The organism is Pseudoalteromonas sp. MMG033, assembly GCF_057197785.1.
Genome location: NZ_CM170070.1, coordinates 2,991,407 through 3,003,783, shown reverse-complemented (window position 1 = coordinate 3,003,783; position 12,377 = coordinate 2,991,407). Strand labels below are relative to the sequence as shown.

The 12,377-nt window shown below is 41.7% G+C and carries 12 protein-coding genes; 6 read left to right on the top strand and 6 right to left on the bottom strand.

Annotation, left to right across the window (positions count from 1 at the left end; genetic code table 11):
- Window positions 1–278 precede the first annotated feature (278 nt).
- The 3 genes from AC2CZC_RS13220 to AC2CZC_RS13210 all read right to left on the bottom strand — a co-directional run bounded on the left by AC2CZC_RS13220 (window position 279) and on the right by AC2CZC_RS13210 (window position 3,244).
- Window positions 279–1,643, bottom strand: a complete 1,365-nt coding sequence (locus AC2CZC_RS13220; protein WP_484582119.1) for a serine hydrolase domain-containing protein — start codon at window positions 1,641–1,643, stop codon at window positions 279–281.
- 171 nt (window positions 1,644–1,814) lie between these two features.
- Window positions 1,815–2,537, bottom strand: coding sequence for a L,D-transpeptidase family protein (locus AC2CZC_RS13215; protein WP_484582118.1), 723 nt, complete (start codon window positions 2,535–2,537; stop codon window positions 1,815–1,817).
- Window positions 2,538–2,797: 260 nt separating this feature from the next.
- Window positions 2,798–3,244 carry a DUF4174 domain-containing protein gene (locus AC2CZC_RS13210; protein WP_484582117.1) on the bottom strand — a complete coding sequence of 149 codons (447 nt, stop codon included), beginning with the start codon at window positions 3,242–3,244 and terminating at the stop codon, window positions 2,798–2,800.
- Window positions 3,245–3,370: 126 nt separating this feature from the next.
- Between AC2CZC_RS13210 and AC2CZC_RS13205 the strand changes: the two genes are divergently transcribed.
- Together AC2CZC_RS13205 and AC2CZC_RS13200 are read left to right on the top strand one after the other, a co-directional pair.
- Window positions 3,371–5,374, top strand: a complete 2,004-nt coding sequence (locus AC2CZC_RS13205; RefSeq protein WP_484582116.1) for a protein-disulfide reductase DsbD family protein — start codon at window positions 3,371–3,373, stop codon at window positions 5,372–5,374.
- On the top strand, window positions 5,358–5,966 hold the full coding sequence (locus AC2CZC_RS13200) for a thioredoxin family protein (RefSeq protein WP_484582115.1): 609 nt from the start codon (window positions 5,358–5,360) through the stop codon (window positions 5,964–5,966). The genes AC2CZC_RS13205 and AC2CZC_RS13200 overlap by 17 nt, the downstream gene beginning before the upstream one ends.
- A gap of 57 nt (window positions 5,967–6,023) precedes the next feature.
- Here AC2CZC_RS13200 and AC2CZC_RS13195 read toward each other — a convergent pair whose 3' ends face one another.
- Window positions 6,024–6,710, bottom strand: coding sequence for a cupin domain-containing protein (locus AC2CZC_RS13195; protein WP_484582114.1), 687 nt, complete (start codon window positions 6,708–6,710; stop codon window positions 6,024–6,026).
- 463 nt (window positions 6,711–7,173) lie between these two features.
- On the opposite strand from AC2CZC_RS13195, the gene AC2CZC_RS13190 reads away from it, so the two are divergent.
- The 4 genes from AC2CZC_RS13190 to AC2CZC_RS13175 all read left to right on the top strand — a co-directional run bounded on the left by AC2CZC_RS13190 (window position 7,174) and on the right by AC2CZC_RS13175 (window position 10,289).
- Window positions 7,174–7,587: a LexA family protein gene (locus AC2CZC_RS13190; protein ID WP_484582113.1), complete on the top strand. Its 414-nt coding sequence runs from the start codon at window positions 7,174–7,176 to the stop codon at window positions 7,585–7,587.
- A complete protein-coding gene (locus AC2CZC_RS13185; protein ID WP_484582112.1) occupies window positions 7,575–8,834 on the top strand; it encodes a Y-family DNA polymerase in 1,260 nt (419 codons plus the stop codon). The genes AC2CZC_RS13190 and AC2CZC_RS13185 overlap by 13 nt, the downstream gene beginning before the upstream one ends.
- A 413-nt stretch (window positions 8,835–9,247) precedes the next feature.
- The gene (locus AC2CZC_RS13180; protein ID WP_484582111.1) at window positions 9,248–10,042 is read left to right on the top strand and encodes a substrate-binding periplasmic protein; all 795 of its coding nucleotides are present in this window, start codon (window positions 9,248–9,250) and stop codon (window positions 10,040–10,042) included.
- A 73-nt stretch (window positions 10,043–10,115) separates the two neighbouring features.
- The gene (locus AC2CZC_RS13175; protein ID WP_155401410.1) at window positions 10,116–10,289 is read left to right on the top strand and encodes a hypothetical protein; all 174 of its coding nucleotides are present in this window, start codon (window positions 10,116–10,118) and stop codon (window positions 10,287–10,289) included.
- Between the two features lie 80 nt (window positions 10,290–10,369).
- Here the strand turns inward: AC2CZC_RS13175 and AC2CZC_RS13170 are convergent, their stop codons facing one another.
- Together AC2CZC_RS13170 and iolE are read right to left on the bottom strand one after the other, a co-directional pair.
- Window positions 10,370–11,401 carry a sugar phosphate isomerase/epimerase family protein gene (locus AC2CZC_RS13170; protein ID WP_484582110.1) on the bottom strand — a complete coding sequence of 344 codons (1,032 nt, stop codon included), beginning with the start codon at window positions 11,399–11,401 and terminating at the stop codon, window positions 10,370–10,372.
- A gap of 20 nt (window positions 11,402–11,421) precedes the next feature.
- On the bottom strand, window positions 11,422–12,339 hold the full coding sequence (gene iolE / locus AC2CZC_RS13165; RefSeq protein ID WP_484582109.1) for a myo-inosose-2 dehydratase: 918 nt from the start codon (window positions 12,337–12,339) through the stop codon (window positions 11,422–11,424).
- Window positions 12,340–12,377 lie beyond the last annotated feature (38 nt).

Here is a 12,377-nt window from a genome sequence, read left to right as displayed (position 1 = left end):
GAATTTCGCTTACATACTTAGTCGATAACACACTGATTGATAAAACAGTTTGCCAAAACCCCGGAGATAAGCTCGAGAAAAGCCAAGATCAACTCAACTGATAGAGGACACCTAATGGTACAAAGCATAAAGTCACGACTTTCCATAACGGATAAACGTTTGGTGTACTCTCTTCAAGGTTCGTCTCGTCTTTACTCAAGCTTGTATAAAGCTCTTACTGAGTAAGGGTAAAACACGTGTTTTACCCACATATTTATTATTTAATGCTTTTGACCAATTTATAGCTTGGTATATGCGGCTTGATCACCATGGATAAGGTGCGTTGGCACTAGCTTAATTTTGTTAGCATTTTCCCGTAAAGTAAAATAATGTTCAGTACATTCATAGGAGTAAGCATTGTTCTCTCGCGGTATAATAAGACGCTTTTCTTCTCCTTCATGTTGGGAATAAAGACGATTGTTTTCAAACGTAATAGAAAGGGTTTGGGAGTCAATGGAACGATAATCGCCCACCAATTTTTCAGCCAATGAGGTTATTTTGTCTTGGTCTTTAATCGGCTTCGGAGACAGCTCAAGCGCAATGGCAACCATATCAAGCAATGCAAGACCCGGAAAGTACTTATCCTGATTACTCATACCGGTGGCGACCAAGTCGTGTTCAGGCAAATACACATGCCAAGTAAAAAAGCCAGGCACCATACCAGCATGGTTGTAACTTATCTCTCCCCCTAGCTTATAGACATTCAGCCCCAAACCATAATTTGCAGTTGAGTTGTCATTGAGTCGCACTTTTTGGGTCATCAAGTTCAAGCTTTTTTCACTGACAACTTGCCCAGACATCAACGCTTTATTCCATACCTTCATATCTTGTAAAGTAGATGCGATAGCGCCCGATGCGTGGATCCAGCTACGATCCACTTTCCATGCCCTGTCTTTTGATTTTTCTGCTTTAATGTGCTTTTTCGGCTCATCAAAGTTTGTCGTATATCCAACCACGTCATTCACACGTATCCCTTGTGTGACAACAAATGTATTGTCCATCCCCAAGGGCTTAAAAAATGTATCTTGCATATACTGGTTATAAGGCATATCAGTGGATACTTCGATTGCTTTGCCTAACAGGATATAGCCTAAATTAGAATAGATATGTGTATCGCCCGAGTTAAAACTCAGCGGCAGTCTCGTAATGATCTTTATCACTTTATCAAGTGATGCATAGTTTCCCCAGACACTGTTCACGACAGGGTCGCCTAAGTAATCGGATAGGCCAGATGTGTGGGTTAATAAGCTAGAAAGCGTTAAATCTCTATATTTAGGATTAATCTCAGGAATAAACTTCCCTATCGGATCTTGCAAAGACAAGACGTTGTTTTCAGCTAACTTTAAAATGGCAGCGGCCGTGAACATTTTTGTCACTGATCCTATCTGCATCACATCATCTGTCTTAAGCGGTCTTTTTGTCTTAAGGTCTGCCAAACCAGCCGCACCGCTGTATATGACTTCATCGGATTGCACCAACTGGACAATCAACCCCGGTTCATCAGCAGCACTGTGACACTGTAAAACTGCATCAAACTCTTTGTCATCTGCATGACTCGTAAATGCACATAGCCCTAAACATATACTTAGTACACTCTTTTTCATCTTAATTCATATCCTTTGGGTCTTGTTATTGTTGTGACCGAGATATAACGTGCAAAAGTGATAAAAAGGGTGAAAATTTATTCTTTTTTATCGAAGCAAATGACAGGGCGTGTTAAGGCCAACATATATCAGCCTTTTTAGGTACGTGGTCTACTTTTAATCAATTAAAAGCTAAGAGCTGTGTTGATACCTGCTAAAGTAATCAGTGATATTTGTATAGAGTTCAGAAACCCACTTTGGCTTTCCGTGGGCCAAAGGCAATATATTATGTTGTCTCGGATCATTAGGTGCTATCGCAACCTTCACCGACTCCTTGCCTATTTTTGCCGTTAACACAAAGAGCTCCTCTATGACTTCGTCGCCCATCGCTAAACAACCTACTGACATCGCTTTACCATGAATAAAAATATTGGTTCCTGGCGCTTCTCTCCCTTCCGCGTGGGCATGTATTAAGTCAAAGTCATTTGGATAGTTTAGCTTCATAGATAAAAGAAAAGCACTATTTGGATTTAAATACTCCAAGCTATAAATTCCTTCAGGCACCTGTTCATCACCCTCTTGCAGTTTTGGCCCTAATATCCCACTGGCAGCAAGCACTGGATATGTTCGAATAAATACAGGGTTATCATCATTTGATGCCCATAGCTCAAGTTGATCAGTCCCTTTGATAGCAAGCAATGTAACGCTTTTTGGCGGATATTGAACACCTGCTTGTTGGAAAAATGGACGTAGTCTCGCCTCTGACGTTGCACCATATTCCCTGATCACATCTGATACACTCTGTTTGCCAGCCACTTTGTGATACAGAGGAACCCAATAAGGCCTAAAAAACAAATAAACACAAACAATGCTTACAACCAAAACAGCAAGAATAGTCAATCTAAATATACTCATGGATTACTCATTTTACGCTCCACCTCGACCGCATTATTAACTCAACAACTTAATCAAAAGTTATTGAAACTACACAATCTACAATTTGGAACGCCATCTTAATGGTGCTTTAATTTAACCCATATTCTACCCATTCAAAAACTGGTAATAAAGCAACTTAGGTATCTGACTTTTCTCTCTGCTCAACCACAGAATTTTTGCATTTTTTAAAACAAATTTGATTGATTAATATACTTAAAAAGTAATGGGTTTTAACCATACTACTTATTAATTAACGCATGCCGTCGCATAGGCATAGCATCAATTCGTTCGTAAATGGACTCAAAAGAGAGATCTGAAAGCAAAAATGACGCTTTAACCTTGCTATCTAACCCAATGAGAAATGCATGACCTATAGCGTCTTTGCCACAGTAACCTGAATACCCAGATATATTTCTCAAGGAGCCGCCTATTTGCCATTCGAATAATCTCATAGAGTGCTCAACAAAAATTCGAAGCTTCCTGTCAACTAACTCATCGTTATTTACAGCGTGCGTAAGACTATCTATCTGGTCTAGAGATTTCGAACAGATGACGAGCAACCTATTATGCCATTGATATTGCTCCAATACTGCGCGTTCGCTTGCGAGAGATACCGAAGCCAAAAAACCTATTGCCATGACCGTGAAAACGACCAAAATAATATTAAGTGTATTTTTCAAACGCATGTACCCTCCCAAAACGATTTAATACGTCTTGATTACATAGTAAGCTCATCAATACGGTCATTTTATGATCTAACTTTCTCTGTATTGGTATAACTATTATTAAAAAATAATGGGATAAGCAGTGTCATGGTAAGACTCTTATATTTGTTATTGCTGATTTTCTCTGCAGGTGTATTTTCTCAAAATACAGCGACAGGGCCGCATATTGAAGTGGCACTGGTGTCAGAGCATAATCAAGTACGTGTTGGTGATACTCAGTGGCTAGGGGTTTTACTGAACCCAGATAAAGACTGGCATACCTACTGGCTAAACCCCGGTGATTCAGGTGAGGCGCCTACCATACAATGGCACAGTGATGCAGACATTGAATTTGGAGATATTCACTGGCCGCTTCCAAAGCCAATTCAAGTCGCTCACCTAGTTAACTATGGCTACGAAGGTGCGACCTTGCTCATGATCCCTATCAACCTCAAGCAGGCAACTAAAGAGCGCATCTCTATTAGCGCCAATCTGTCTTGGCTGGTCTGTAAAGAAGACTGCATCCCCGGCTGGGCAACATTAACGATAGATTTGCCTATCGCTGACACGATAACGCCATCAGAACACTCAAACCTATTTGAACAAACGCGATTAAACTTACCTGAAAAACACAAAGACACCGCACAGTTTGAACTTACAAGCACGCACCTAGGTTTACAGACCACCTTGCCTTATCAATCTGACTGGCACGTATTTCCATTTAGAGGAGATGTGATTGCTCATAATGCAGATCAGGCTTGGGCACATCAAGCAAACAGCGCACAAGTGGTCATATCCTTATCAGACTACTTTTCGACCCCAAGCGAACCACTTAACTTTTTAATCAGCGATGGTAAAAATGGCTTTTACGTTGAGGCCATTCCAAATGATACAAGTAGCGCGGATAACAATTCCCCGTCACAATCCCTTTGGTTAATGCTGCTATTCGCGTTTATCGGTGGACTCATTCTTAACATTATGCCCTGTGTACTGCCCATTCTGTCTATGAAAGCGCTGTCTTTCGCACAGTCACAAAAGGCAAATCACTGGGGATATCCTATCGGTGTTTTAGTCAGCTTTTGGTTATTTGCGAGCATCATTCTGGTATTAAAAGAGGCTGGGAGCGCTGTTGGCTGGGGCTTCCATCTGCAAGAGCCATTGCTTATTGCTGGGCTGGCGTTTTTATTCACCTTTATTGCCATGATGTTGTGGGATTTACTCCCAAAAGGCATCAATCTGGCAGGCGTGGGGCAATCGTTAACGGGCGAAAGTACCTTTACTCAGCAATTTTTCACCGGTGTACTGGCTGTCATTGTCGCCTCTCCCTGCACCGCGCCATTTATGGCTACAGCGCTCGGTGTAGCCATGATAAGTCCAATGTTAGATACCCTCGCTATTTTTACCGCACTCGCTGTCGGGTTTGCACTGCCTATGACGCTACTTTCGTTGTCGACTCGTTTTGCTAAATTGCTCCCAAAACCAGGGGCTTGGATGCAAACATTTAAGCATTTTCTTGGCTTTCCCATGCTGGCAACTGTTGTCTGGCTTGCTTGGGTATTTCTGTCTCAGACCAGCAGTTTTGGTCAGCTGTGGTTGTTATCAGGACTATTAGGGTTTACATTTTTTATTTGGTTGTCCGCAAAAGTCAATCGGGCCTATTGTGTGATGAGTCTATTGCTTGCAATAACGTTTGCAACGTTTTGCAGTGTCAAAGGCGCACAAGCAAGCAAAGTAGTCAGCGAGCAAAAAAACAATCACTTTAGTGCACAAAAACTCACCGAACTACGTAATAACAATCACGTGGTGTTGGTGAATATGACCGCAGATTGGTGCATTACTTGTAAAGTAAACGAGCAAGTGGCTTTGAACAATGCTGACCTACAAGCCTTATTTGAAGACAGCAAAGTCGACTATTTAGAGGGTGATTGGACCAACAAAAACCAAGCAATTTACGAGTACTTAGAACAGTATCAACGCTCTGGTGTGCCTTTATACGTTGTGTATGCAGGTAACCACAGTAAGCAAGTTTTACCGCAGGTTTTGACACCTGACATCGTTATAAATGCTATTCAACAAGCAAAGAAGGAGATTAATCATGCAACGTCTAACTAAATGGCTCATGCTGTCTATGCTATTGGCACCATTGCTCAGTATCGCTGCAGCGAAAGTAGACACAAACGCCCCTGATTTTAAACTACAGGACTCATTTGGCAAAACCGTTAGCCTGTCTGACTTTAAGGGCAAGTATGTGGTACTTGAGTGGACAAATCATTTGTGCCCATATGTCGTGAAACACTATGGTAGTGACAACATGCAATCTTTGCAGCGTCAATACACGCAAAAGGACGTCGTGTGGCTTTCCATTATTTCCTCAGCAGAGGGAAAGCAAGGTCATGTTAGCGCACAAAAAGCCAATGAACTAACCCAAAAGCGCAGTGCAGCGCCGTCACACGTATTGTTTGATGAAGATGGACAAGTCGGGCGATTATATAAAGCAAAAACCACCCCACATATGTACATCATAAACCCACAAGGTAAGTTAAGTTACGCTGGTGCAATCGACAGTATTAAATCAGCCAACCCCGCAGATATTGCAAAAGCAACCAACTATGTCACAGCAGGCTTAAACAACTTGCTGGCGGGTAAGCCTGTTACACAAAAAGTAACAAAGCCTTATGGCTGCTCGATAAAATACAAAAGCTAACTCAATATAGAATGTCGAGTTGAGTACCCAACGTGTGCGCTAACTCAATCGAAGCAATCACTCGACTTCTATCTCACCCAAGTTACAAATATACTCATCGCCCCACTCCATCACTTGATGCTCATCTAACTCCAATACGCCTTGGTTTTGCAACGCAATGACTTTAGAGGCAACCAGTTCAAGTTCATTCACTTCGCAGGGCACAAACAATTCAGGGTATGCCTCAGCTATTTTTTTCGCATTTTTTGGACAAACCGTATGTAATGGATGCTCGAATGGCACATAAGGACCCAGCAACACTTCGACCACCATAGGCTCGTCTTCAGCACCCCAAAAGCAATGGGGCGTCGCATGAGGGAATAAAATCACATCTCCCGGACCTACTTCTTTTTTCGCCATTTTTCCTTTGCATGTTTTCACAATAGCGGTACCAAAACCTTCCAAAACAGAAATAAGTCGACTACTTAAAGGATGTACATGCACATCACCTTTGGCCGCTGACTTTGGCGGAAACATATCAAATCCAAATGACAAACCATCTGCTTTTTGCATGACAATTTTAGTCAACATGCAATCTATTTTTTCCCATGCAACTGACTCAAACTCATTGTGGTTAGGCAAAACATGTGTGGGCACGCGCAAAAAGTGATTGCCCAGTTGCCACTGCGATAGAACAAACTTATCAAGCTCAGCTCTCGTTAAGTCACCTCTATTGGCAAGCAAATCGGTTAAGTTAGCAGGCATATTCATATTCCTTTTTGACACTATTCAAATTCCAGTTATCCGATAGCTGTGTGGCTGTAGCTGACAACCTAGACAACCTATTTATGGATGGCACTGACCGTAAAAACTCAAAACGTGTGCAAGGCGCACATATTTTTCGCTTTCCGACTGTTCAAACACAATTTAAAGTTAAAAAAATGTAACCAAAACATATGTAATGGTCAAATAAATACCCACAAAAGATATTAAGATTAAATAATACGAGCCCCAAATCACGCCCTCAAAACTGCGTATCAGTTCATGTAAAAACACTCAACTTGTTAATATTAATAACTTAAATAGCAGATTGGCAGCATCAGATAAGTCGATTCAAGGTGCACAGCTTCTTAGCTTTTATCAATTTTTTAGACACTTGATGACTGTGCTACTTGCACGACACGCAGGCCTCACACTATACTGTATATATAAACAGTATAGGTAACGTATGAAAGTAATCCCCATCAAAGCCCAAGCAGGTATCACTGGGTTTGAATCACCAGCGGCAGAATATAAAGAACTTGGTTTATCGTTAGATCAACTCTTAGTCAATCACCCCAACGCCACGTTTATCGGGCTCGCATCTGGCGACTCTATGCAAGGTGTTGGGATCTTTGATGGTGATTTGTTATTGGTTGATCGCGCTGTTTCTCCTCAGCAAAATGATGTCATTGTTGCAAATTTTAATAATGAATTTGTCTGTAAGCTGCTCGACTTGCACAATAGAGTGCTGCGCTCAGCATCCACCCTTTATGCGCCAGTCAAGATCAGTGAATGTGATCAATTCCAACTAGAGGGCGTGGTCACAGGTTCAATACGTATGCATCGCACAAACCCGGGCTTGACCAGATGTATGCGCTAGTCGATGCCACCTCATTTTATGCCTCTGCGGAGAAAGTCTTTGATCCGAGTATTCGCAATAAGCCTGTTGTGGTGTTATCAAATAACGATGGCTGTATTGTGGCAGCTTCGCCCGAGGCTAAGCGTTTAAATATTCCCAAGTTTCAGCCCTACTTTAAACTGAAGTCGGTTTTGGCTGAGCACAATGTCATTATTCGCTCTTCCAATTATGAGCTGTATGCAGATCTGTCAGACAAGATGATGAAGGTGATTAATCAATTCAGTGATAATCATCATATCTACTCTATCGATGAGTCATTTTTAAAATTCGAGGGGTTTAGCGACCTTGTTAACTCTTGGGAACAATACGGACATGTTATCAGGCGCAGCGTGTGGCGCTCCACCAAGCTGCCGGTTGGCGTGGGGTTTGGCCCAACTCCAACACTTGCAAAAGCGGCAAATCACGCCGCTAAAAAATTTAAAAATGCGACGGGTGTTGCGGTAATAGATAATCAACAAAGCCGCAGGCAAATACTGGCGAATTTAAACGTGGAGGATGTCTGGGGCATTGGCAAACGCCTGACCAAACAGCTCAATCAACAAGGCATCTATAGCGCCTTAGACTTAGCCAATCAAAACCCGCGTTTGATGCGAAAACAGTTTAGTGTGGTTTTAGAACGCACAGTATCTGAGCTCAATGGCGAAGCTTGCCTGTCTTGGCATGAGATCACACAAAGAAAAAAAGAGATATACAGCACACGTAGCTTTGGCGAGCGCATCACAGATCCAAAAGCACTTAAAGCCGCACTCGCAACCCACTGTGCCATTGTCAGTAAAAAGCTCAGAAAGCAAAATTCATTGGCAAAAAATATTGTGATTTTTGCACATAGCTCACCGTTTGAAGACAGCTATTACAAAAAGTCTTTTATTCAGAAGCTCCCCGTCGCTTCGAGTGATGTTAGAGTATTTACACATGCTGTTAGCGACATTTTTCATCAACTATTCAAATCTGGCGTCAAATATTACAAAGCAGGAGTTGGTGCGATTGAGCTTGAAGACGACACATTTTTACAAACTGACTTATTCAGTCAATCTCAAGATAGCCCAGCTCTGATGAAATGCCTAGATGAAATCAATACCAGATTTGGCAATCACACAGCACGCACTGGCGCACAATTACAATCTAACGCTTGGCACATGCGCCGCGCGTTTTTATCGCCTTATTACACCACGCGCTGGTCTGATATTCCCTTGATAAAATGTCAATGACACCAATTTAAGAACAGTGTTCAAATTGAGTCACCTTACTTTAGGAGAACTTAACGCAAAAAAGCCATCGCACCAAAACAGCATTTTCTATCCACAGTTTTTGTTAATAGGCTGTGGTTAACTTTTTTTGCTTCTCAAATTTAATCAAAATATATAACGGTGCAATGCTGTGCTCTATGCAACGCTAAGTAAATACAACAATACTGCTTCCTAATATATAAAACCAACATAACTAAATGAAAAATATAAAGTTTACCTATTTCACTCACAGGCCCACTATCATTACTTTTCACAGCCAAGCAATCAAAAATAAAAATAATGGTGAAAATACAGGCTGATACATCACATGTTTCTCCATATTTATGAGCTAAACTTGCATAGATATTAACTGGTTGTTTTTTGTTCCAAATAAAATGAGAAAGTATCTTTTTTTAATCTTGTTCAGTTGTTGGCATGCCTTTGCAGAAAACAGTATAAACATTGCGACTGGAGAATACCCACCATTTACTGGTAGCCAATTGGTTGATGATGGCTTCGTCAATCATATCATTCGTCTTGCTTTTGCAACGCAAGGAATACCAGTGTCTTTCGTTTATTTGCCATGGAAACGAAGCTTTCATGCCGCAAAACTTGGCCAATTTGATATGGCGTCATACTGGGTATGCGAAAGTGAATATCAAACGCACTTTTACTGTAGTGACGAGATATATCAAGGTGAGCTAAAAATGTACTTTAGAAAAGAGACGCCTTTACCAAACTGGGAAACCCTCAAGGACCTGCAACCCTACCGGATAGGCGCAACACTGGGTTATGAATATGTTCCTGAGTTCCACAAGGCCATTAAAAGTGATGAGTTGGATGTACTCATGGTAAGTAACGATCAGCTCAACCTCAATATGCTCTTAAATAACAGAGTAGATTTAATTTTACTCAATGAAACAGTTATGGAGACACTGTTAAAAGAGCAGTTTTCGAACGAGTACCAGAAACTACTTCAAGCACACCCAAAACCCTTTCTTAAATATCGTGCGCAGGTTTTGTTTCCAAAAGTACTAGAGGGGAGCCCAAAACTCAGGAAAGCTTTTAATTTAGGGTTACAACAGCTCAAAGAGTCTGGAGAGCTGAGCAAGCAATGGCAACGCATGATACGTGGTGATTTTTCCAAGCCTAACAATAAAAAGAAACAAAACCCACAAAATAAGGAATAAAATATTCACAAATGGACAATTAAGTGGTAAGTTTTAGTCTCAGTAAATTGGCTGACATTCATAAAGGAGTAATATGATGAAAAACATGAAATTGAAAAAGACCCAACTTAAATCTTTGTCACTTAAAAATAAAGCGCTTTCACACAAAAATACCCCAGCCGTGGGCGGTGGTGCATCAGGCACTATGTGCATTACGCTTTCAGTAGATGACTGCTGTACGATCCCCCCAACAAAAGATTTTTGTTAATAAGGAAGTGAAAGTAAAAGAAGTGACAGAGATGTCACTTCTATTGAACAACATTAAATATAAGCAACAAATTTACCCGTTCAACACCGGCTCTGCTGCAACTTACTTCTCACCTCATTAAGCTTCGCTTGAGTAAATTCATAAGCTTGCTGTGCTATTTGATAGGCATCAGGGTATTGATTAGGCGTATCCACTTCAGGCACCCAAAACTTGCGTCGGGTCAAACGAAGACCCTGATCAAATGCACCCACCGCATTAAAAATCTCCACCGCAATGGGACCATCAAATCGCGATAAAATAGGCGTAAATATGCCTTCCCATGGCAGCCAACAATGCACTAAATCCCCCCTATCTGGCGGTGATGCTTGTGCGTAGTGCAAACGATTTTGATCAGCAAGGTAATTAATTTGCTGTGCAAAAACCTCAGGCCCATCACCATCTAACGTCTCTTGTGCACTATCGAGTACCACCCCCACAGTAGGATCTTCTATGCCATCTAAAAACGTGATCAACTGCGCCAGTTTATTCGGCCCTGGCGTCTCCCAATGGCTAATAGGCTCAATCGCCAGTTTAACGCCTTTAGAAGAGGCATAAGCGCCAAGTTCAACAAAACTTGACTGTGCCGTTTGATAACGTAGCGCAAGTTCATCTTGTAACTTGTCACTCCATACGGCTTGACCATTTGGCGCATCAAATACAAAACCACCATAGGGGATCACCAAGGGGCCCATCATGATTTCACCACCTAATGCAGCGGTAATATCAATCCGAGATTTTAAATAAGCAATCCCGGCATCGCGAACAGATTTAATCGCAGAGCTTGGGTCACACGAAGTCGTTGCACCGACATTGGTTGCGACTTTGATATGACCGAACCCCTCATCATCCATACGCTGACGAAAAGCCTTATAGGCATTTAGTTCATCCTCGTAAGTGGCAAATGCATAGGCTGTGGTGTCCTCTCTACCGGGATGAAACTCAAAACCGGTATAACCCATTTCAACCAAACGCCGAATATGGGTCATCGCTTGGTCCAAAAATGTATCATCCTCTATTGAGAAGTTTGACCCAAACATAAAAAAGCTAAAATACATCTCCGTATTATGCTGCATGTGATAACTCCTTTATCACTTTAAAGGCCAGTAACTTCTTGAAGATACTTGCGCGCCATTTGCGCATACAGTAGCGGGGTTGCATTGGCAGGATTTTGTTCTGCCTCGACAATCAACCACCCTGCAAAGTTTTTATCTGCCAGCGTCTGTAATATCTCTTTAAAGTCTAAGCAGCCAGCAGGATCTCCCGGCACAGTAAACACCCCTTTTAAAATGGCCTCTTTAAATGACAAGTCATTGGCTAAACTGTAATCCATAATGTCTTTGCGGATATTTTTCAAATGAACATGTCTGATCCGCTCACCGTAAAGTCGAATAAACTCTAAATTGTCGCCACCGGCAAAAAAGAGGTGTCCCGTGTCCAAACAAAAGTGCACACAATCAGGGTCAGTTAACTCCGCAAATCGCGCAATTTCGTCCATCGTCATCACACCTGTGCCCATATGATGGTGATAACACATTTTCACCCCGTGGCAATTGGCTTTATGGCCAAGCTCATTTAAGCCATCGGCCAGTCTACGAAACTGCTCATCTGTAAACTTAGGTGCATTAGGCACTAAGGCAATGGGTTGCTGATGAGATGAACCACCAAGTTCAGCCAGTACTAAGTCCCCACTTTGCATCTCTTTCAAAAACTGGATTTCTTGCTCAAAACTTTGAAACGTTTGCTCTTTCATATCATTTATAGTGAAGTAAGTGCTAACCCATGGCTCAGAAATCACTAACCCGCGCATATCTAATTCACGTTTTAATACCGCGGGGTCAGATGGGTATTTATGGCCACGGCTACACCCTTCGAAGCCAGCCAATGCCATTTCACTGACAATTTGCTCAAATGGGATCCCGATATCAATATCTAAAAAATCATCGTTGACCCATCCAGTTGGGGTAATACCAAATTTTACAGCGCCTTGTGGAAACATTGTTTGTCTGCTCATGATAAACATCCTGTTGGTGACATAAATGAAAGTAAATA